General features: G+C 50.9%; 19 protein-coding genes. All 19 read left to right on the plus strand.

Annotation, left to right across the window (positions count from 1 at the left end):
* The first annotated feature begins 127 nt into the window (after positions 1 to 127).
* The 19 genes from PHH59_RS09090 (at position 128) to PHH59_RS09180 (ending at position 21185) form a co-directional block, all read left to right on the plus strand.
* A complete protein-coding gene (locus PHH59_RS09090) occupies positions 128 to 691 on the plus strand; it encodes a hypothetical protein (protein WP_300014526.1) in 564 nt (187 codons plus the stop codon).
* Between the two features lie 146 nt (positions 692 to 837).
* On the plus strand, positions 838 to 1521 hold the full coding sequence (locus PHH59_RS09095; protein ID WP_300014529.1) for a hypothetical protein: 684 nt from the start codon (positions 838 to 840) through the stop codon (positions 1519 to 1521).
* Between the two features lie 66 nt (positions 1522 to 1587).
* Positions 1588 to 2244, plus strand: coding sequence for a hypothetical protein (locus tag PHH59_RS09100; RefSeq protein ID WP_300014532.1), 657 nt, complete (start codon positions 1588 to 1590; stop codon positions 2242 to 2244).
* Positions 2245 to 2880 (plus strand): outer membrane lipoprotein carrier protein LolA, encoded by a 636-nt coding sequence (locus PHH59_RS09105; RefSeq protein ID WP_300014535.1) that lies wholly within the window; start codon positions 2245 to 2247, stop codon positions 2878 to 2880.
* 1 nt (position 2881) lies between these two features.
* Positions 2882 to 5200 carry an MMPL family transporter gene (locus PHH59_RS09110; protein WP_300014538.1) on the plus strand — a complete coding sequence of 773 codons (2319 nt, stop codon included), beginning with the start codon at positions 2882 to 2884 and terminating at the stop codon, positions 5198 to 5200.
* A gap of 331 nt (positions 5201 to 5531) precedes the next feature.
* On the plus strand, positions 5532 to 6755 hold the full coding sequence (locus tag PHH59_RS09115; protein ID WP_300014542.1) for a cation:proton antiporter: 1224 nt from the start codon (positions 5532 to 5534) through the stop codon (positions 6753 to 6755).
* A gap of 7 nt (positions 6756 to 6762) precedes the next feature.
* Positions 6763 to 7140 carry a rhodanese-like domain-containing protein gene (locus PHH59_RS09120; RefSeq protein WP_300014545.1) on the plus strand — a complete coding sequence of 126 codons (378 nt, stop codon included), beginning with the start codon at positions 6763 to 6765 and terminating at the stop codon, positions 7138 to 7140.
* Positions 7133 to 7903: a beta-ketoacyl synthase chain length factor gene (locus PHH59_RS09125; RefSeq protein ID WP_300014548.1), complete on the plus strand. Its 771-nt coding sequence runs from the start codon at positions 7133 to 7135 to the stop codon at positions 7901 to 7903. The genes PHH59_RS09120 and PHH59_RS09125 overlap by 8 nt, the downstream gene beginning before the upstream one ends.
* A 255-nt stretch (positions 7904 to 8158) precedes the next feature.
* Complete coding sequence (locus PHH59_RS09130) at positions 8159 to 9400, plus strand: NAD(P)/FAD-dependent oxidoreductase (RefSeq protein ID WP_300014551.1); 1242 nt, start codon at positions 8159 to 8161, stop codon at positions 9398 to 9400.
* Between the two features lie 33 nt (positions 9401 to 9433).
* Entirely contained in the window at positions 9434 to 9706 is a 273-nt protein-coding gene (locus tag PHH59_RS09135; RefSeq protein ID WP_300014554.1) for an acyl carrier protein, read from the plus strand.
* Positions 9699 to 11003: a hypothetical protein gene (locus tag PHH59_RS09140; RefSeq protein WP_300014558.1), complete on the plus strand. Its 1305-nt coding sequence runs from the start codon at positions 9699 to 9701 to the stop codon at positions 11001 to 11003. The genes PHH59_RS09135 and PHH59_RS09140 overlap by 8 nt, the downstream gene beginning before the upstream one ends.
* Before the next feature lie 2 nt (positions 11004 to 11005).
* The gene (locus tag PHH59_RS09145; RefSeq protein WP_300014561.1) at positions 11006 to 12265 is read left to right on the plus strand and encodes an FAD-dependent oxidoreductase; all 1260 of its coding nucleotides are present in this window, start codon (positions 11006 to 11008) and stop codon (positions 12263 to 12265) included.
* A 23-nt stretch (positions 12266 to 12288) separates the two neighbouring features.
* Positions 12289 to 13719, plus strand: coding sequence for an AMP-binding protein (locus tag PHH59_RS09150; RefSeq protein WP_300014564.1), 1431 nt, complete (start codon positions 12289 to 12291; stop codon positions 13717 to 13719).
* A gap of 363 nt (positions 13720 to 14082) precedes the next feature.
* Positions 14083 to 15312: an NAD(P)/FAD-dependent oxidoreductase gene (locus PHH59_RS09155; protein ID WP_300014567.1), complete on the plus strand. Its 1230-nt coding sequence runs from the start codon at positions 14083 to 14085 to the stop codon at positions 15310 to 15312.
* 3 nt (positions 15313 to 15315) lie between these two features.
* The gene (locus PHH59_RS09160) at positions 15316 to 16500 is read left to right on the plus strand and encodes a beta-ketoacyl-ACP synthase (RefSeq protein ID WP_300014570.1); all 1185 of its coding nucleotides are present in this window, start codon (positions 15316 to 15318) and stop codon (positions 16498 to 16500) included.
* Positions 16497 to 16937, plus strand: coding sequence for a 3-hydroxylacyl-ACP dehydratase (locus PHH59_RS09165; RefSeq protein ID WP_300014573.1), 441 nt, complete (start codon positions 16497 to 16499; stop codon positions 16935 to 16937). The genes PHH59_RS09160 and PHH59_RS09165 overlap by 4 nt, the downstream gene beginning before the upstream one ends.
* Positions 16938 to 16955: 18 nt before the next feature.
* A complete protein-coding gene (gene fabG / locus PHH59_RS09170) occupies positions 16956 to 17681 on the plus strand; it encodes a 3-oxoacyl-ACP reductase FabG (protein WP_300014576.1) in 726 nt (241 codons plus the stop codon).
* The gene (locus PHH59_RS09175) at positions 17681 to 18907 is read left to right on the plus strand and encodes a beta-ketoacyl-ACP synthase (RefSeq protein WP_300014579.1); all 1227 of its coding nucleotides are present in this window, start codon (positions 17681 to 17683) and stop codon (positions 18905 to 18907) included. The genes fabG and PHH59_RS09175 overlap by 1 nt, the downstream gene beginning before the upstream one ends.
* A 376-nt stretch (positions 18908 to 19283) precedes the next feature.
* Positions 19284 to 21185: a hypothetical protein gene (locus PHH59_RS09180; protein WP_300014582.1), complete on the plus strand. Its 1902-nt coding sequence runs from the start codon at positions 19284 to 19286 to the stop codon at positions 21183 to 21185.
* Positions 21186 to 21229: the final 44 nt, after the last annotated feature.

Below are 21229 nucleotides of genomic sequence, written 5' to 3' on the forward strand. Positions count from 1 at the left end.
GAAACCGTAGAGACCTGGCAGGTTTTTGAAACCTGCCAGGTCTTAAATCAGGAAGTTAATATTGGTCGAATCCTAAGGCCAAGATTCTGTTGATACTGATATTTTTTTAACTACAGAGGAATAAGCAATGTGTATAAGTTTTCGTGGCATACTTTTTATCATGCTGTGCTTGCCATTGGCGGCCTGCAATAAAAAATTAGATGCAACCAGTTTGTCCGCCAATGTTGCAGAGGGCGGCATTTATTACACTCAAGTCGGAATGCATTACCAAAAGAATGTCTACCCCACGACCAATTACCAGGTCGGCATTCGCATCCCTGTCAATACCCAAATTAAATTACTGGAGATGGGCAGTAAAACCATTGATATTGAAGTGGGCAACCCAGGCCAAAAAATAGTGGTCAAAAACATCGAAAATCATACGGGTGACACTATCCAACAGGCCTTCAGCAAATTATTTGCCCGCCAAAAGGTCAACTTGGTCCAGTTTAGTGCTTTGGAAAAGGAACACATTGATAGCGGCACGGTAGCTGTAGGCATGGGCAAAAAAGCCGTGACAACCGCCATTGGCTATCCGCCCATCACCCGGACACCCGATATCAATGGCAACTCTTGGGTGTTCTGGCGTAACCGCTATAATACCTTCATGGTTAATTTCAAAGGCGGCAAAGTATCCGACATTGTTGATTAATTGGGCGATACTCAGCATAAGGCTTCAGGACGGTGAAAAGAGTCCATTAAGTTAAGTTACCCTTGCCTAGCATGGAAAGCGGCATGAGCTGACAAATAAAAATATTGACACGTTATTTCTTACTACTTTTTGATTAAAGGCAAAAAATGAAAAAACTAAAAATACTTGCAGTAGTAAGCGGGCATATTCTCATACAGAACAGCGAGGCCGTAAATTGTGTGCGGCAAGAAACGCTAAAAGCCAAGAGGGTAATGTCGGTGCTACACCACTCCCCCGAAAAATCGACAATGTACAGCAACTCCAACAACGGAATATCTATGAAGTCAACTCACGCACTCGCTTCTGGGTTTGTAATTTTGACGCTCGCCATCGCCGGATGCGCCACCAGTTCCAGCACACCAAAGCTCTTCAACAGCGCGAATCTCGTCATAAAGGCTGATAACGTCATCACCGTCCCCCCTGAACTGCCGAAGGACTTTGTAGAGACCGTTCGCAATAGAACTGTCTCGATCACACAAGCTGAGCTTGTGAAGCAAGGCGACATGAATCCAGTTGATACATGCGGTCTGAAGGTAATGAAAATCACACAAGATATAACTGCAATTTCGATGAGTCAAAACCAGCGGGCGAGACCCCTCTTCTTCGGGGTGACTCAGGACACAAAGCAAGTAATCAACATTAGCACGTCACTTAGGTTGGAAGATTGCCAAACTGGAAAGCTTTTATATAGTTATGACTACGCTGTAAAAGGAAATAACGCCGTCCAGTTACTTCAGAAGCTTGTGGCTTACAACATAAAGCTGGCTTATCGAAACCAGTATCAGCGCTAACTCTGGTAATCTTCATGGTAAATTGCAAGGTATCAGAAGTTGTCGATAAATAGGGTTTCGTTAAATATGCAGCAAAAGGCGTTCGGCATACTGAAAGGCTTCGCCTTTGCCAGCTTGTTCATAACGTATCCTTACCTAGTTTACAGAGGCATGGAAAGCGGCATGAACTGGTTGGCACCACTGGTTTTTTCGGGCATTTTTTTATACCGGGCGTGGCTTGCACAAGAATTTCGCAGGCGTGTATTAAACCTGGTTTTTGCTATTGCCTTATTGTTGGGGGCTTATTATGTGCAAACCCTCACGGCGAAAATCTTGCCCGTATTGGTGCAGTTGACGCTGATGGTTTTTTTTGGCCGTGGCTTGTTCGGCGACAAAGAACTGACGTTTATCGAGCGCGTTGTCCGCTTGCAATTTCCCGAATCCCCGCCCGCAGTCAGTATCTATTGCCGCCAGCTTAGCCTGATTTGGACGGTTTTTTTTGCAGGCAATGCGTTGGTATGCACCCTGCTGGCGATTTACGGGACTGGGTATGGGTGGGCTTTTTACAACGGGGTGCTTATCTACGTCTTAATGGGTGTGTTGGGCATTGGCGAATATATCTACCGCCGCATCCATTTTGCCGATCTCAGTGTCCTGCACCAAGGCATACCCGATCCGATGACAACAATTAAAGCTCTGTTTATTAATGGCCGAAAGGTTTTTCTGGAAATGAAGGAACGTTAAATGCAAACAACAAAAATGGCTATTTTTAGCGTGATAGGCTTATTTTGGCTGGCTACGGGCAGTGCTTATGCCGAAGATTCCCTGCTGAAATTAATGCAAAAGCTGAAGTCCGAGCCGATGTCCAAAGTGGCCTATCAGGAAACCCGAAACCTGAAAATGCTGGCCCAAGCTTGGCACGGCAGCGGTTATTTGTACGCACTGCCACCGGAGTTGATGATTCGGGAACAGCTAGTACCGGAGCGTGTGCTGATGGGAGTGAAAGGCGACCAAGCCTTGTATTTTGACGCAGGTAAAAATGAACGGCATCAAGTGGATTTGCATGACGATAATGAGCTAAATGCCCCGCTGACCGTCTTCAAAGCCATCGTGACCGCCGATGAAGCCTTGTTACGCAGTGTCTACAATATTATTTTCACTAGCCATTCAAAGGACTGGCTGATGGAACTAACGCCAAAACAAAAAGGTGGCGCAGTCAACCGGATTTATGTATCAGGCCGGACGGGCCAGGAAGTCGATAAAATCACTGTCCTGCAAGAAGATGGCGACAACAGCGAATTTACCTTACAAAAAGAGTCCGGTAATGCCAAAAACAGCGGCAACATAAGCTCCCTGTATCAGGAATTGGTTGGAGAATAAGGTGTTTAACTGGCGCACAATAGGGTTTTATGTCCTGCCGCTGCTATTGGCAGTGGCGGTGATGGCGGGTGTCCGTTTCAAAACCGATATTTCCGCGTTTATTGTTGCCGGTGACAACGCCGAAGAAATTTTGCTTGCCAGTGAAATGCAATCCGGCGCGTTGTCACGGCGTTACCTGATTGCGGTTGATGCCAAACCGCCGCAAGCCGCCATACCGGAAGCCTTTATGCAAACGCTGAAAAGCCAGCTTAAAGCCATTGATGGCGTGACCGACGTTTGGTCGCCGGAAGACCATGCCGAGACATCCGAAACCTTGCTGGCTTTATACGGCCCCCATGCCAGTGCCTGGTATAGCCTTGACCCGAAACACGATTTAGCCGGGCTATTTTCTGGACAAGGATTGCAAGGACGCGCCGAACTACTGAAAAAAGCCTTGCTGTCACCGCAAAGCACGCTAGTCAAAAAAATAGCGGCGCAAGATCCCTTATTGTTGTCCCTAGCCGCTTTTAAAACCCAGGGCCTTGCCATGCAACAGGCGGGGAAAGCGTCTGGTGCTTACCGCAATTTGATTTTGGAAACCGCCATGCCAGGCTTGGATGCACCGCAACAAAAGCGTATCCAAACCGCGATTAACAAGGCATTTAACCGGATTAACCACACCAATCAAGTCTTAGCAGCCCATTATCAATTGTCCATGACGGGCGTGCCGGTATTTGCCGTCACCACGCAAACCCTGATCCAAGGGGACATTCAAGTAGTCAGCCTCTTATCCACTATCGGCCTACTGGCCTTGTTTTTGTTGGTTTTCCGTTCATCCCATGCGTTGTTGCAAGTGTCCGGCATTTTGTTTGTTGCCATTTTGACGGCGATACTCGCCACCCAAGCGGTGTTTGGCTATGTGCATGGCATGACGGTTGCGATAGGCTCAACCCTCGTCGGGATTTGTATCGACTACCCTATACATGCCATCGCCCATGCCCAAACGGTTAAGCCCGAACACAGGTTGCCTACGATAGCCAAAATATGGCCCAGTATGGTATTGGGCGGGATCACCACGTTGATCGGGTACATGGCCTTGGGCGCGTCAGGCTATCCAGGCTTTAAACAGGTGGCGGTGTTTGCGGCTAGCGGCATTATTGCCAGCTTATTGCTGACCCGTTTTGTGTTGCCTGGCTTAGTGAAAAACCAAACCAACAAACCGTTGAATGTGCCGTTTGTAGGACAGTGGGCCGTATTTTGCCAACGTTTTAGGCCGGTATTATTGGGGGTGTTGGCTGTGATTTCGGTGGCATCCCTGTTTGGACTCTCATCACTGCATTGGATGACGGATATGCAGGAATTGACCCCTGAATTGAATTATCTCAAACAAAATGACCAACGCATTCGTGGGCGCATGACCAGCATCGAACCAGGACGCTTCGTGCTGGTTGCCGATAAAACCATCGAAGCGGCCTTGCAGCGTAGCGAAGCGGTTTATAAGGTGTTGGACCAGCTCAAGCACTCACACCATTTGGACGGATATTACCCGCTTTACCCTTGGGTCTTGTCACAACGGCAACAACAACTTAATCAAACGGTATTGCAGGGTTATCTAAACCCTGAAAACTTAGTGCGTTGGCGACAGGCTTTGACGCAACAAGGCTTGTCCGTAGAAAAACTGGGGCATTTTAATTATCCGCAAAGCTCAGCCATGACCTTTGAGCAAGTGCTGGCGGCACCGGTAAAAAAACTGCTTGATAACCGCGTCATCCAAAGCAAAGACCAAACTCTGATTATGATCTGGCTGGCAGGACACCATCCCGAAGCGGTCAAAGCGGCTTTGGTGAAGATGGAAGGCGTCCAGTATTTTAGCCAGCGTGACGTGCTCAACACCATGACACGGGATTTTACCGAGCGGGCGCAACAACTGTTGTCCGCAGGGCTAGTCCTCATCATCCTCTTGCTGATGGCCCGCTACAAAAGCCCGCTTAAAACGGCGCAGACTTTATTGCCCGCCGTATTGTCCGCAGTCATTGTTTTAGGCTTTTGGTCATCCACCGGTGTCGCCATTAGTTTCCTGCATTTGGTGGGTTTTTTGCTGGTGGTCGCCATCTGTGTCGATTACGGTATTTTTTATCAAGAAAACCGTGGCGGAGATAGTGTCTTGACTTACCAAGCGATGGGCGCGGCGATGCTGACCAGTGCCTTGGCGTTTGCCTGCCTGATGGTGTCAGAAAGCACCTCGCTGAAGATTTTGTCAGGGGTTGTCGTGATGGGTGTGGTATTGGGGTATTTGCTTTGCCCGATTATTATCAAGCCCAAGCGTCCGTCCGCAACATGATTTAGGCATGGGCATAAAACAAGTTCGGCTTGTTCCTAAGCTCCAGCTTCACTGCCTTAAGTTAAAGTTTTTTATTTTTATTATCAATTGGATATGTCTTATGTAGGTCGGGTTAGCGATAGCGTAACCCGACAACATCGGAGCGGTAAATGTTGGGTTACGCTATCGCTAACCCAACCTACACAATTCGGCTTGTTCCCAAGCTCCAGCTTGGGAATACAGGGTAGGAAGCTCTAGCTTCCTGTCATTAGATACGCGAAGCTAGAGCTTCTGCCACTGCGTTCCCAAGCTGGAGCTTGGGAACAAGCGTTAAAATTACGGGCCGTAACGAATGAACCACACCCAGCTCCATACTCTCTTCGTGCAAATTAGCTTGATGCTGGCGGTTGCTTGCCTATTCGGTTATTTGATGAAAAGGCTAGGGCAACCTGTCGTGCTAGGTGAAATTATCGGCGGCATCCTGCTCGGCCCCACTTTTTTGGGTGCTGTTTTCCCCGATATTTATGCCGCTTTGTTTCCGGCTGATAAAACGATTGTCACGGGCATGGATACCCTGCTAAAAGTAGGGATGATGTTCTTTATGTTTGCGGCGGGTTTGGAAGTCAACTTAAGCCATTTCCGGGACAGCAAATGGACTATTATTTCTACCAGCCTATTCGGTGGCGTATTGCCTTTCGCTTTAGGTTTCGGCATGGTTTTGCTATTGCCCGGCTTTTGGGGGCAAACTGGGCACCCCATGCTGCTCGCCCTGTTTATGGGCACCGCTTTAGCCATTTCCGCCCTACCTGTCATCGCCAGGATACTGATGGAAATGGATTTGCTAGGCAGCCGGGTCGGTATGACCATCATGACATCGGCGATGATTAACGACTTGGTCGGCTGGGTGCTGTTTGCCTTTCTCTTGCGTCATTTAGGGCGCGAAGCCGTAGGCGGAAACATATTCACCGCGCTGGCCTTGGTGCTTGGCTACGCACTGCTGACTTTAGCGATAGGCCGCTGGCTGCTGCGCCCCATTTTGAAGAGTGGCTGGTTGTTCAAGAACTGGCCGGGGGGCTTGCTAACCTTTATCGCCTTGCTGATCATGTTGGCCGCGGTCGGTGCTGAACAGATTGGCATACACGCTATTTTCGGCGCGTTTCTGGTCGGTATGGCGCTCAGCCAAGGCCACGATCCCGAACAGGAAAAAACCATCAATTCAATGATCCAGCCGTTTGCCCTCAACTTTTTTGCCCCGCTGTATTTTGTGTCCGTGGGGCTTAAAGCCAATTTCACCAGCCAGTTTGATGGCGTATTGTGTTTGCTGATTTTTGTGGTCGCTTGTGTGGGGAAAATTGTGGGCGCGGGTTTGGGTGCAAAGCTGGGAGGGATGCTTTGGCGGGAGGCATTAGCGGTTGGCGTTGGCCTGAATTGCCGGGGGGCTGTCGAAATTATTTTGGCCTCCGTCGCCCTGGAATATCATCTGATTGACCAACGCATTTTTGTGGCCTTGGTGTTGACGGCTTTTTTGACCACGCTGTTAAGCAGCGCCCTATTGAAACCTTTGCTCAAACAGTGAGTTTCCTATGAAAACTAAATTTTCCATCCTCATCTTTATTTTCAGCCTTGCGGGCTGTCTGTTTCAACGCCCGGAATATCTGAAAGCAATAACGGCGGCTGAATTAAACAAAACCATGCAAAACGGGGACATATTCCTTGTGGATGTCCACACGCCCGAACAGCGGCATATTAAAGGCACGGATATTTTCGTCCCCTACAACGAAATAGAAAAATACCAAAACCGTTTCCCCAGCGACAAAAACGCCCCCATCTATCTTTATTGCAAAAGCGGGCCGATGGCCAATGCCGCCGCACACGCCCTTTATAAATTGGGTTACCGTAATATGACTAACCTTGATGGCGGCATGGATGCTTGGAGAAAGAGTGGTTTTGATGTTGAATGATAAACCCACGCACTGGGATTTTGTCTTAAAGACCTGGGCCGTTTGGCCGCCATTGACCGCGCCCAGTGATTTGGAATTGGAAGCATTGCAAAAAAACCGGCTGGCATTTATTCCCCATCACTTGAAACGGCGTTTGTCGCCCTTGGCGAAAACCGTTTTTTGCGCGGCGGGCCAATGTGATAGCCTAAAAGACAACTTGAAAGACACCTTGAAAAACAATTGGCCCGTGGTGTTTAGCTCAACACATGGTGAATTGGGCAAATCCTTGGAAATGATTAAATTGATCGAAGCAGGCGAGGAAATTTCGCCCACGGCATTTAGCCTATCCGTCCACAATGCTATTGCCGGGCTGTTCTCGATAGTTTACGGCAACACGGCTGAAATGACGGTGTTAGCCTCTGGGGAAGATGGCATAGGCCCGGCGTTCCTAGAGGCATTAGGCTTGCTGCAAGAAGGCGCGGCAGACGTGTTGATCGTCTTTTATGACGAACCGCTGCCCGATTTTTACCCGGCGGCACCCTTTCAATTAAGCACCGATAGCCGATGTGCACTGATGTTGGCAATCAGCAAAGACGGGGATGGGCAAACCATACAGTTCCAGCGTGATGGGCAGTGTGGCTATGCCGGTGAACAACCGGTACAGCTTCCGCTATTGATACAGTTCCTATCCGGTGCGGATACCCGCTTACAGATTAAAACGCCTAGACAAACTTGGCATTGGCAGAAGCTGGAAAGCCTAGTTGAAACAGCTGAAACCGCATAGTGTCAAGCGGCTCCAAATATAGGGTAGTGTTTCAGTTTGAAACTAAAACAACGCTTTCGTAGGCCGGAATAAGATCACCTCGCGCATCGCGCGGGGTGGGCGTTTCCGGCAGATTCGGACACTATGCCGGAAACGCCTGTTCTCGCTGTCGCCCGAACAGTCTTATTCCGGCCTACAAAAAATTCAAACTGAACCACCGCCCAATATATAAACGGCCTAAAGCCCACATACAAGAGAATCACCAAGAGAATCACAATGCCTTCTAAAAAAAATATTGCCATTATCGGCGGCGGCCCCGCATCTAGTGCCTTAGCGATACATTTGTGCCGACAAGGTTATAAAGCCGTCATTTTCGCCCTGCCGGAACGCGCACCGATTTTAGTGGGCGAATCCTTTGTGCCTATGATTGTGCCGCTCTTGCAAGAATTGGGTGTGGAAGCCGAAGTGGCCAGCTATAGCGTTTACAAACCCGGTGCGTGTTTCACTTATAACGCCGATGAAGTTTTTGAATTTCGCTTTGCCGACACCCCTAGCGATTTGCCGTCTTATTCGTATAACGTCCCTAGGGACCGCTTTAATGCGACCTTACTCACCGCCGCACAGGACGCAGGCGCAAAACTGATTGCGCGTATGGTGCAGTTAAGCCGTGTCGATGACACTGACCGCATCGCCTTGGATGCAGAATCATTACAAGCGGCGGCGGGTTGTTGGGATTCGGCAGAACCGGATTTGATCGTTGATGCCGCAGGCCGCGCCAATTTGATTGGCAGGCTGCTCAACATCCCCATGCAAAAAGGCCCACGGCAAGATGTCGCACTATTCGCCCATGTGGACAAGACCGAATTGGTTGATCCGGGTTATGTGCATAATGACCGGATGGATCAGGGCTGGTGCTGGCGTATTCCTTTGCCCGGACGGGTTTCTTTTGGCTTTGTCGTGCCTGAGGCTTATGCCAAGCAACATGGGGAAACGCCTCAAGAGCAATATGAACAATTGTTAAAAACCGATTCGGTGTTGCAACGTTTGGCTCCTGAAGCCAAGCGGGTGACGGAAGTGTTGCGCTTCAACAATTACCAGTCCATCTCGGACCGGATATGCGGCGAAAACTGGATCATGCTGGGTGATGCGGGTGGCTTTGTCGATCCGGTATTTTCCAGTGGCCTATTGATCGCACTGGACAGCGCGAAAAAATTGGCGGACACCCTGCTGGAAAATAAACCCTTGGCGGATTACGAAGCCCTCACCCGTCGGCATTTACATGCGTGGTTTGAAATCGTCGGCTATTACTACGACGGCCGTTTGATGGGCAGCATCAAGGCCGGGCAAACCATGCCTGTCAACCGCTTCACCCGCTGGTTGCTGGCTTGGGTCAGCGCCCGCGTGAGCCGGATTTTTAGCGGGGCGGCGGCAAGCAACCCATTCTGCCTGAATTTGCTACGGTTTTTGGTGAAATACACGGTGATAGGATTAAGCCCTGATCGTTACAAAATAAAATAGCTGAGGTGTTTAATGGCAAAGAGGCATACAAAAATGACCGCCAACCTGACCCAAGATGAAATCGAAAGCCAATTGTGCGATTTTCTCCACGCCAATATCCTGGCAGGCGATGTGGCTGTGTCTGCTGATACTGAATTGGTGCTGATTGGCGTGGATTCCTTTTCGCTGATGGAATTGGTGTTGTTTATTGAACGCCGCTTCGGCTTGGAATTGCCGGCGGAAGCCTTAACGCCCGACAATATTGCCAGTGTCAGGACCTTAAGCGCGTATTGCCTGGCCTTGTTGACGCAAAACCGCCATGTTTGAATCCGCCAGCCCCTTACCTGATAGCATCACCCTAAATGGGGCCGATTATTTCTGTTTGCAGTTGGATAGGCTTATGTGGCAAGCCAGCGGCAAACGCAATGTCTGCACCTTGGCGGTGACGTTGGCGGAACGCTTGACGCTGGCGGATTTACAGCAGCACTTAAGCCAACGTCCGGCGTATCAATGGCTTTGCCGCTTACGCTTGCGTGCAGGGCTACCGTTTAGCCTCGCAAAATGGGTCTATGTTGCCAAGGCGGAATTACCGACGATTAGCGAACATCATCTGGCAGATTCTGACACTCTACCCGACGGCCTGCTTTCGGCGGCTTTGGATATTAACAGCCAAGCGCCGTTTAAGATTGATTTGTTACAGCTAGGCGAGGCAGAATCCGTACTGGTTTTCACTTGGCATCATGTCTTAATGGATGCCCACGGCGGCGAGCTGTTTATCCGCTATTTAGGGATGCCAGCCGCGCTAAAACCACCTAGCTGGCTTGCGCTTGACGGGCCTAAGCTACCGCTAAAAATCCGTGGCAAAATTGCCTCGGACATGAAGCAATTCCTTTACGACACCTCGTGTTTGCCCATATTGTCGCTGTATAAAGAAAACCTTAGCAAACCCCAGGTGTGTTATCGCGTCCTATCGTTCACGCCCGAACAAACGCAGGCCATCAACGAACAGGCCAGGCAACGGGATGCGGGTTTTTTAGCCAGTGCGTTTTATCTTGCGGCAACGACCTATGCCGTGGCGCAAATCCAGAAACAACGTGGCTTGCTGGACGGCGACGTGCTGGCCCCCGTACCCTTGGACCGCCGTAAGCGGGGCGCACCGGGTGCGATACTGGGCAATCAGGTCAGCTTCCTTTTTTATCGCCTTCCCAATGCCATCTTAGAAGATGTGCCTACGATGACCGCCGAATTGATCACACAAATGAAGGCATTGATGCGTTCCGAAAGCCCTGGGCATTACACCATCATGATGGATTTTTTGCGGCGGCTGCCTGGCTTTCTCTACCGTCGCCTGTTGAAAGCGCCTACCAAAGGCTTGATGGCGAGTTTCTTTTATTCCGATACCGGCGATTCCTTGCAGGATTTTACCGCCCTTTTCGGGCAATCAGTTAAGAGCGCCATCCATTATCCGCCCAATATGTACCCGCCTGGCATGACCTTTATTTTTAGCCGCTGCCAAGGTGCATTGCAAATCACCTTGGCTTATATGCAGGCGGATATCAGCGAACTGGAAGCGGAACAATTGCTAGCTACGGTAAGTGGCGTTTTGCTGGGCAATCAGGGCTGAGTATGCGCTGTGATGTCGCCGTGATAGGCGCGGGTGCAGCCGGTATCGCCGCCGCTGTGGCGGCGGCAGAGGCGGGGGCAAACGTCGTCCTCGTGGAACGTTACGGTTTTACGGGCGGCTTGGCTACGACCGCCTTAGTGGGGACTATTTGCGGCTTGTTTTACCGCCATCCCAGCACGGCGCGATATGCCGTACAGGGTTTTGCGCGTGAATTTGCCGACGCGGTGCAAGCGGCAAGCCAAACCCACGCTGTCCGCTTTGGCGAAGGTTTGCATTTTTTGCCTTACCGTCCCGCCGCCTTTCATCAAATAGCGGCAAAACGGTTGCAACAAGCCGGGGTGCGTTTATTTTTGCACAGCCATGTCAGCGGCCTCCAAGCCAGTCAAAGACAGATACACGAATTACGCATCCAAACCCAATCTCAGATACTGGGCCTACATCCGGCAGCCGTCGTCGATTGCAGCGGCACGGCCCAAGTCTCCCTGCTGGCTGGCATAGACAAGATAACGCAGGAAAACTACCAAGCCGGGGCCTTTGTGTTTCAGGTCAGCGGCTTACCCCGGATAGCACCGGAAGCGCTGTCCTTGGCGTTGATACGCGGGCTTAAGCGGGGCATAGCATCGGGCAGCTTAGAATCCCATTGTGATCGCCTGTCCATCATTCCCGGCTCAATCGCCCAAGGCCAGGCACTGCTGAAATTGGGGATGCCAGTGCCGTTCGACGGTTCCATCGCCTGCCTAAGCCAATATGAATTGGAAGCGCGTGAACGTAGCGTCAGCATTGTGGATTATCTGAGCCATCACGAGCCGTCATTGGTAAACTTGTGCATCAATGCGATGGCGACCGAAGTCGGTATCCGCACTAGCGAACGATCGCAAGGCATCGCCGTATTAGATGAAAACCATGTGCTAAACTGCCTCAAACCTGACAGTGGCGTGGCGGTGGGAGCTTGGCCTATCGAATATTGGGGCGCGGGGCGTAAACCGGAATTGCGCTATTTCGCTATGGATGACGCGTATTGGATAACGGCGGAAATGCTGGTGTCCCGCCATCTCGACAACCTGTTTTTTGCAGGCCGGGGCTTATCGGCGACAGAAGCGGCGATAGCCTCGGCCCGTGTCATCGGCACATGTTTAAGCACGGGCTATGCGGCGGGATGTCTGGCGGCTGAATTCAGTGATACGGGGATTTGGCAAACCGCCATTGCAAAAATCCGTCGGCGGCAAATCGCGGCCCACAGTGCCGTTAGCCCTTACTCTTAGCTCATTTGAAACTTTGTCATTCTATGGATTCTGCCTATCAATTGCTTGAAGTTGCCGCCAAAACTTGGCCTGATCGCCCGGCCTTGGTGGATGGCTATGGCACAATGACTTACCATGAATTATTTGAGCAAACTGAAACCCTAAAGGCCCGCTTGTTGCGAACAGGTTTAAGCAAAGGCTTAGGTTTGGCGGTTATGGGAAGCAATGGCCGCGCCTTTGTTGCTGGCATGTTGGCGGGCATGGGCTGTGGCGCGGTGGTCGTGCCGCTGTCCCATCAACTGAAATTGGCAGAAATAAGCCAAATCTTGCTGGATACGGGAGTACACGCGGTGTTGGATGACCAATCGGGTATCGTCCCGACTCAAGGTGACAGTGGCTTTATCCCGTTTTCGGAGCAAACCTTGCGCTTTACTTGGATAAGCACCGCTCCCAGGCAAGCACTGACACCTTTGCCCGATGCGGCTTTTATCCGTTACACCTCTGGCACGACAGGCAACAGCAAAGGCGTGGTCTTAACGCACCGCCGTATTTTGGCGCGGGTCGAAAACGCCAGCACAGCCCTGCAACTGGATTGCCATGATGCGGTGCTGTGGATATTGCCGATGGCCTTCCATTTTTTGGTCAGCATTCTGGTGTATATCCGCGTCGGGGCAAAAATCATCGTCTGCAAAGACATATTGGCGGCGACCTTAATTAAGGATGCCAACCAAGAGGGGGCGACCCTGCTGTATGCCGCTCCTATGCACTTCCGTTTATTGGCGGCGGATACATCGGGAGTGCAGATGCCAGCCCTTAAAGTGGCTATTTCCACGTCATCAGCCATTCCGCCAGCCATCGCCGAAGCCTTTACGCGCCGCTTTAGTGTTCCTGTGGCCCAGGCTTACGGCATTATTGAGGCCGGCTTACCCTTGCTGGATAGCCTAACTGGGCAAGCAGACCCGCATAGCGTAGGCTTCCCGACCGCTGGTTTTAACGTGGCAGTGCTGGACGATGATTACCTGCCAGTGCCGGAAGGACAAATCGGACGGCTGGCTATTTCTGGCCCCGGCCTGTTCGATGCCTACCTGAAACCTTGGCAAACGGCTGATCAAGTCTTGCAACACGGCTGGTTTATGGCGGGCGATATTGCCCAATGCCGGGACGATGGCCGTATCATTATTTGCGGGCGCGAAAAGGCCATGATTAATGTATCGGGCAATAAGGCTTTTCCTGAAGAAATTGAAGCGGTCTTGAACGCACATCCTGACATAGCCGCCTGCCGTGTCTTCGGGCAAACACATCCTTTGTTGGGGGAAGTCGTTTGTGCAGAAATGGTCATGGCGCATCAGGCCACTTGGGATGTGGAAGCGCTGCTGCAATTTTGCCGGCAACGGCTGTCCACCTACAAAGTGCCGCAACGCTTACAACGGGTTACGCAAATCAGCCATACCGCAAGCGGAAAAGTTAAAAGGTAGGCGTTCAATTATTACCGAGGTAACTCGCAAAAATAAACCACGACAGATTAAATGTATTAAATCCACTAAAAGAATTGTCCACGAAAGACACGAAAAGCACGAAAAAAAACAATTGAAAGCATCGTGTTGTAGTGCTTTTCGTGTCTTTCGTGGACTCTATTTTTTTCTTGTGCCAGAGAGGGCTATGTAACTGTTTTTACAACGCAGAAAATGGGCAAAAAGACTAGCGAATTGGGGATATTCTTCGCCGGAAATCGCCTAAGTACGTTATAATCTTCGGCTGTTCAAAATACCCGTTTACTTTTCACACAGGCCAATGGCAATATTTTTATATTAACGGAAATCAAATAAGCGGCGCAGACAATGATTGGGCAAAAAAAAATAGTAATTATCGGGGCGGGGCCATCGGGCAGCATCGCGGCGGCCTTATTGCAAAAAAAAGGCCATCAGGCCATTATTTTAGAACGGGAATTGTTCCCGCGTTTTAGCATTGGTGAAAGCCTGTTGCCGCAGTGCATGGAATTCATTGACGAGGCCGGCATGTTGCCGGCCGTCATTGATGCAGGTTTCCAGTTTAAAACCGGGGCCGATTTTATCTGCCGCGATAAATATTCCAAATTCTATTTTTCTGACAAATTTAGCCCAGGCTTTGGTACGACCTTTCAAGTGCAACGCGACCGTTTTGATGCCTTGCTGGCTTCCGAGGCGCAACGCCAAGGCGCGATTATCCATTGGCGGCACACCGTCTTAGACGCGGATTTTTCGGGTGAAAAGCCGGTTTTGACCGCATCTGACGAACACGCCGCAAACTATCAAATAGAAGCCGATTTTGTCCTGGACGCCAGCGGTTTTGGCCGGGTTTTGCCGCGTTTGTTAAAGCTGGAAAGCCCGACAAACTTCCCCGTCAGGCAAGCCCTGTTCACCCATATTGAAGACCGGATTAGCTGTGGACACTATGACCGCCAGCAAATCCGTATCGTCATCCATCCCGACATGGCCGATGTCTGGTACTGGCTGATCCCCTTTAGCAATGGCCGTTGTAGCTTAGGGGTCGTCGGCGAACCTAAAGTATTTGATGCTTTTGCGGATAATCAACACGCTTTCCATGCCTTGATCGCAGAAGAACCTTCCTTGTCGGCTTTGTTGCCGAATGCCATCTACGACACGCCCATCAACAGCATTAAAGGCTACAGTGCCAATGTCAGTTCCTTGTACGGCAATGGCTATGCTTTACTGGGCAATGCGGGTGAATTTTTGGATCCGGTGTTTTCTTCAGGCGTGACCATCGCGATGAAATCGGCGAGCTTGGCGACTGCCGTGCTAGATCGCCAGCTTACCGGGCAAGCGGTCAATTGGCAGAAAGATTATGCCGAACCTTTGCAAAAAGGCGTGGACACTTTTCGGACTTTTGTCACGTCATGGTATGAAGGTGGATTGCAGGACGCGATTTTTTATAACCAGCAACAACCCAATATCAAAGCCATGATCTGCTCCATTTTGGCGGGTTATGCCTGGGACGAGAACAATCCTTATGTCAAAAACTCGCGCAACCGTTTGAACACCTTGGTGGAGCTATGCCGCATGCCGGCGTGATGGATGAAGTTTTACCTGAATGATCTTGGCCTAGTGTCGCCTGTGGGCGATTCCAAAACAGCAAGCCTCAAGCGTATTTTATCAGGCGACCGGACGGGCTTAGTGTTGGCGGAAGACCCGCTTGCCGGAAATCCCGTTTATGTGGGCAAGGTCCAAGCCAGCCTGCCGCTGATTGATAATGCCGCCAGCGTCTATTATAACTGCCGGAACAATCGACTGTTACTGGCGGCATTGGCCCAAATCAAAGGCACGGTCGATGCCATGATCCGGTGTTTTGGGGAAGACCGGGTGGGCGTGGTGATAGGCACCAGCACCTCCGGGCTTAGCAACACCGAATCGGCATGGGCTGACGTGGCTAAAACCGGGCATAAACCCGAATCCTTCCATTATAAGCAACAGCAATTGGCCGGCGGGGCTGATTTTCTGGCGGCCACCTTAGGCATTAAAGGCCCTGCTTACGCCATCTCCACAGCCTGTTCATCCAGCGGCAGGGCTTTTGCCTCCGCCCGCCGCTTACTCGCACTCAATATCTGTGACGCGGTGATCGTCGGCGGCGCCGATAGCTTGTGCCGCTATACCCTGCATGGCTTCGCCGCCTTAGAATCGGTTGCGACGGGCTTATGCAAACCCTTCGGATTACACAGGGATGGCATCAACATAGCGGAGGCCGCCGCCTTATTTGTGATGAGCAAAGAAACAGGACCTGTGCAATTATCCGGTATCGGCGCCAGCAGTGACGCCCACCACTTCTCCGCCCCCGCACCTGCCGGAACAGCCGTCATGAAAGCCATGCAGATGGCTTTGCAAGAAGCCGGAACAACACCGGACGCCATCGACTATATCAACCTACATGGCACTGCTACACCCTTAAACGATGCGATGGAAAGCCGAAGTGTGTTTGAAGTTTTTACTAACCAGCCCGCAGTCAGCTCCACCAAGGGCCTAACCGGACACGCTTTAGGCGCCGCCGCCGCACTGGAACTGGGGCTATGTTGGCTATTGCTGGCAACGGATGACCCCGCAGGTGAATTACCCCCCAATATTAATGACGACGAATTGGATACAAAACTGCCAGCACTCAATTTCGTCAGGCCAGGGCAATATTTAGGACGCCAAATCACGACTTGTCAGAGCAACTCTTTTGCATTTGGTGGCAATAACCTCTCGATAGTCATGGCCCGCGTATGAACGGTTACGCATTGACTGACTTATTGCCACACGCTGGCGGCATGATGCTATTGGATAAAATTATCCGCTTTGATGACCAGTCGATGGTGGCTGAAGTGATCGTGAATGGTAACGGGCTGTTTGGCGACGAACAATCCGTACCCGCTTTGGTCGGTATAGAATACATGGCCCAGGCCATATCGGCGCATAGCGGCATGATGGATAAAATAGCAGGGCGGCAAAGCTACTTGGGTTTTTTGTTGGGGACGCGCTTGTACACCAGCAATGTAGCCAGTTTTTTGACAGGTGCCGTATTGACAGTGCATGTCAAAATCGTTTTGCAAGAGCAAGGGCTAGGCGTGTTTGATTGCAAAATTACCGCACCTGGCGTGTTGGTCGAAGCGAAATTGAATGTTTATCAACCAAAATCGGAACATAATCGAGTGCTTACCGAATAAACGCTTGGATACTTTAAGATGAGTGAAACAATTTTAGTGACAGGTTCCAGCCGTGGCATTGGTAAGGCAATCGCCTTGTACTTGGCCGACAAAGGTTTTTCTGTGGTGGTCCATTGCCGTAGCCGCCGGGCTGAGGCAGACGCGGTCGCAAACACCATCGAAACGCTGGGGCAATCTGCCCGCGTCTTACAATTTGACTTGGCTGACCGCCAGCAATGTGCCGACTGCCTAACGCAAGATATTGCCTTGCACGGTGCTTACTACGGCGTAGTCTGCAATGCCGGTGTCGCCGCCGACAATGCTTTCCCGGCCCTAACCGATGCCGAATGGGATTCGGTGATCCATACCAATTTAGACGGCTTTTATAATGTCTTAAAACCCTTGGTGATGCCCATGATCCAACGCCGGAAACCAGGGCGCATCGTCACCTTAGCTTCCGTTTCCGGGCTGATGGGCAATCGCGGGCAAGTCAATTACAGTGCCGCCAAAGCAGGTATAATCGGTGCCACCAAGGCACTGGCCCTAGAACTGGCAAAACGTAATATCACCGTCAATTGTGTCGCCCCTGGCTTGATTGATACCGACATGGTGGAAAACTTACCGATTGACGATATTAAACGCTTGATTCCCCTAAAGCGGGCAGGCACAAGCAAAGAAGTTGCCGCCGCCGTCGCTTTTTTAATGACGGAAGATGCGGCTTACATTACCCGCCAGGTCATTTCCGTGAATGGAGGATTGTGCTAATGAAACGGGTAGTCATTACCGGCATGGGGGCGATTACGCCATTGGGCAATAACTGGGCTAGCGTTGCTGAAAAACTCAAAGCCCAGACCACCGGCATCCAAAGAATGGACGGGTGGAGCAAATATAAAGGTCTTAACACCCAACTGGCCGCCCCGACAGACTTTGTAAGGCCGGAACATTATTCACGCAAACAAATACGCGGCATGGGGCGGGTCGCCATGCTGGCGACTTACGCCACGGAACTGGCACTTCAAGATGCCGGATTATTAACAGACCCACTATTGAAAAGCGGGAGGACCGGCATAGCTTACGGCAGTTCATCAGGTAGCTTTGACGGCCTGATCGATTTCACCAAAATGTTGCTGAACTGCGATAAAGGCAGTTTGGATGCCACCTCCTATATCCGCATGATGGGCCACACCTGCCCCGTCAATATCGGGCTGCATTTTGGCATTACCGGACGCATCATACCCACCTCCAGCGCCTGTACTTCCAGCAGCCAAGCCCTAGGTTATGCGTATGAAACCATTAAGCACGGCATCCAAACCATTATGATAGCGGGTGGCAGCGATGAATTGTCGCCATCCCAACCGGCTATTTTTGATACCTTGTTCGCCACCTCACAGCGCAATGACGAACCGCATCTTACACCACGGCCTTTTGATAAAGACCGTGACGGACTGGTCATTGGCGAAGGCGGCGCAAGTATCATCCTAGAAGAAAGGGGCCACGCGCTTAGCCGTGGAGCGACCATATATGCCGAAATCGTCGGCTTTGGCACCAACTCCGACGGCCTGCATATCACCAAACCCGATTGCAACAGTATGCAAATCGCCATGAAACTGGCGCTCCAGGATGCCGGACTGGAAGCCACGTCCATAGGTTATGTCAGTGCCCACGGCACCGCCACTGAATTGGGCGACATTGCCGAAAGCCATGCAACGGCGGCAGTTTTGGGGCAAAACATCCCCATTAGCGCCATGAAAAGCTATACCGGGCATACCTTGGGGGCCTGCGGGGCCATTGAAGCCTGGGCGGCGATACAAATGATGAACGAAGGCTGGTTCCACCCCACCGCCAATTTGGACAATGTAGACCCCCAGTGCGCCGGACTCGATTACATAATGGGTGCTATCCGCTTGCTGGAATGCGACTATCTGATGAGCAACAATTTTGCCTTTGGCGGCATTAACACCTCGCTTATTTTTAAGCGGTGCCCGTTGTAGCATTAGTGTCTACACAAGTCGTAAGCGAGTGCGGGCGTTTCCGGCAAGCCCGGCCGCTTGCGCCGGAAACACCTAGCCTCGCTCCCGCTCGTCTAGGCTTATTCCGGCCTACATAGCTAATCTATTCAGGGTACAAATAAAAAATGGGGCATTTGCTTGATTCTAAGGATTCGGTAAAAAATAACGTTCCGATTTGAATAGAATACAGGAAGCCAGTAGGGGCGGATTCATCCGCCCTAGGCGATTAAAATCGCCCCTACAAAAAGATACCCGTCAAAATTCAAGGACGTTATTTTTAACTAAATCCTAAGCGGAAAACACGGATTCGTAGATGCATTATAATGTTCCACTAAAGTAACTTTTAAGGTTAATAAGCATGTCGATCCGGTACAGCCACTTTTTAAAACTTAGTTTATGCGTCGGTGCCGTATTGGCAGGATGCACGTCCACAAGGCAACTTGCCGTTGATTATCCCGGCGCCGGGACGGACGACCCCAAGTCCGCGCAATCGGTTAAAACGCGCCCGTTTCAGGCCTTGCCAGATTTTCAGTCCATAGATGGCGACGATTATTATGTGCGGCTGATTGCCGAGTTTGATTTTAAAGGCGACAACGCCTTAAGAGACGGTTGCGATAGCATGGCGCCGTCGTTTAGCAAAAATGATTTGTCGTCCGCGCTGATTTTCAATGTCCGTAACAGCATCCTCAAATTTAACACCGAAGCCGTTGGCTATTCTTACCAAACCATAAGCGGGAAGTGCAATTTTAAATTTGATGCCAAAAAGCAAAACTTGACCCCTTGGATGCGCTTGGATGCCGGCAAGGAAACCCAAGTGGACTACAGCGTTTATTCCAGTGCCAATAGCGATGTGGATGTGATGGGGCTGGTCAACAAGGCCACGGCGGCCAGCAGCTTGCTGGCATTTACCGGTGTGGGCATGGGCGTTGCCGTGTTGGGGCAGTTTGCCGGACAATGGTTCACCAATAATCAACAAAACCAAACGGTCCAAGCACCAACGCCCGCCGCTAACCACAGCGCGGAAATCCACTCCTTGCCCGCATTCGTTAGCTACACAGATAAAAGCGGCGCGCTCTATGAAACCGTGTTCAAAGTCCACGCCGTCACCGAAGGCGGTGCCAACATTCTGGGGGCGGACATCAAGCCGCTAGGTGAACTGAGGGTTTATCCAGAAATTACCGCATCCATGTTGCTTAAAACTAAGGCGGGCGGCCTGCCCGATGCGCGTGACCTTTCCTTGGCGGAACTCAGCCAGTCAGCCATGAAATCGGCAACGGGCGACATCAATTTGCAACAATTGATCGGACAGTCCAAGCATCCAGAAAAACCCAATTTGCAACCGGATTGGAACAATTACGAAGACGTGCACAGCAATTGCCGCAAGATAAAAGTAGTCATGAAAGACTTGGGCTTCAACAAATTTGACCGTAACGCTTATATTTACTACTTTCTCTTAAACAGTGCCGACTGGAAAAACTACAATGTCCCGGCGCAAAAAGTGGGGGCCGATGACATCAACGCCAAAACCCTACAAAGCTACCGTAGCAAAAACTTTGGCAACTGCCTCATCAGCGATGATTTTGCCGCCATGAAAGCTATGGGGCTCAGCGTCAACACAGAATCCGATTGGGCGCAGATGGGCGATTCCAGCCAGAAAAAAGAACAGTTCTTTATGCCGCTTAAATCCATAGAACGCCAACTGCTTACCGTACTTAAAAACACCAACCAGGCAGAAATGGAAAGCCAAATCTATCCGTTGATAAACACGTTTGCCAAAGGCGATGGCACGGTGTTGTTGCAAAACCACCTAGGTGATTTTGGTTTGGAAAAATTATTGCAGCCGGCAACACCGATTGCACCCGTGCCAGCAGCAGAGCAAACGGCAAGCCCAAAAGCCCCGGCTATTGCCCCAACAACCATTGCCACACCCGCCCCTATTCCGGGCGAAGGCTTAATTATCACTGCCCGCCAGTTGGTGCAAGTGTTTTTGGGCTTGGCATTCAACGAACTGAGTTGTGCGCGGGTTGTCCCTGAGCAGATGGGCAAGTCAACGGCAACTGCCGGCATACTGCTGTTCGCCACCAAAGAAGGCAGTCCGCGTGCCAAAGGAGGGGCGATGGAGTTTGAATTTTCGGGTGGAAAAATTAACCGCATTGCCTTCCAATCACCCAGCTACCGCGATTTTGAACAAGATGCCATCGACCACCCGGAGATTGGCGGCTGCCGCGTCGATCCTGCTTTATTGACAAAGTTACATTAACCGTTAACATTGCGTTCAACAACTCCAAACCATCAGCAACTAAA

The organism is Methylovulum sp. (genome assembly GCF_028687615.1).
Lineage (GTDB): Bacteria > Pseudomonadota > Gammaproteobacteria > Methylococcales > Methylomonadaceae > Methylovulum.

Excerpts from the sequence above, each read along its gene's own strand:
- PHH59_RS09090 (WP_300014526.1), top strand. The coding sequence starts at position 128 with ATGTGTATAAGTTTTCGTGGCATACTTTTTATCATGCTGTGCTTGCCA.
- PHH59_RS09095 (WP_300014529.1), top strand. The coding sequence starts at position 838 with ATGAAAAAACTAAAAATACTTGCAGTAGTAAGCGGGCATATTCTCATA.
- PHH59_RS09100 (WP_300014532.1), top strand. The coding sequence starts at position 1,588 with ATGCAGCAAAAGGCGTTCGGCATACTGAAAGGCTTCGCCTTTGCCAGC.
- PHH59_RS09105 (WP_300014535.1), top strand. The coding sequence starts at position 2,245 with ATGCAAACAACAAAAATGGCTATTTTTAGCGTGATAGGCTTATTTTGG.
- PHH59_RS09115 (WP_300014542.1), top strand. The coding sequence starts at position 5,532 with ATGAACCACACCCAGCTCCATACTCTCTTCGTGCAAATTAGCTTGATG.
- PHH59_RS09120 (WP_300014545.1), top strand. The coding sequence starts at position 6,763 with ATGAAAACTAAATTTTCCATCCTCATCTTTATTTTCAGCCTTGCGGGC.
- PHH59_RS09130 (WP_300014551.1), top strand. The coding sequence starts at position 8,159 with ATGCCTTCTAAAAAAAATATTGCCATTATCGGCGGCGGCCCCGCATCT.
- PHH59_RS09135 (WP_300014554.1), top strand. The coding sequence starts at position 9,434 with ATGACCGCCAACCTGACCCAAGATGAAATCGAAAGCCAATTGTGCGAT.
- PHH59_RS09140 (WP_300014558.1), top strand. The coding sequence starts at position 9,699 with ATGTTTGAATCCGCCAGCCCCTTACCTGATAGCATCACCCTAAATGGG.
- PHH59_RS09145 (WP_300014561.1), top strand. The coding sequence starts at position 11,006 with ATGCGCTGTGATGTCGCCGTGATAGGCGCGGGTGCAGCCGGTATCGCC.
- PHH59_RS09150 (WP_300014564.1), top strand. The coding sequence starts at position 12,289 with ATGGATTCTGCCTATCAATTGCTTGAAGTTGCCGCCAAAACTTGGCCT.
- PHH59_RS09155 (WP_300014567.1), top strand. The coding sequence starts at position 14,083 with ATGATTGGGCAAAAAAAAATAGTAATTATCGGGGCGGGGCCATCGGGC.
- PHH59_RS09160 (WP_300014570.1), top strand. The coding sequence starts at position 15,316 with ATGAAGTTTTACCTGAATGATCTTGGCCTAGTGTCGCCTGTGGGCGAT.
- PHH59_RS09165 (WP_300014573.1), top strand. The coding sequence starts at position 16,497 with ATGAACGGTTACGCATTGACTGACTTATTGCCACACGCTGGCGGCATG.
- fabG (WP_300014576.1), top strand. The coding sequence starts at position 16,956 with ATGAGTGAAACAATTTTAGTGACAGGTTCCAGCCGTGGCATTGGTAAG.
- PHH59_RS09175 (WP_300014579.1), top strand. The coding sequence starts at position 17,681 with ATGAAACGGGTAGTCATTACCGGCATGGGGGCGATTACGCCATTGGGC.
- PHH59_RS09180 (WP_300014582.1), top strand. The coding sequence starts at position 19,284 with ATGTCGATCCGGTACAGCCACTTTTTAAAACTTAGTTTATGCGTCGGT.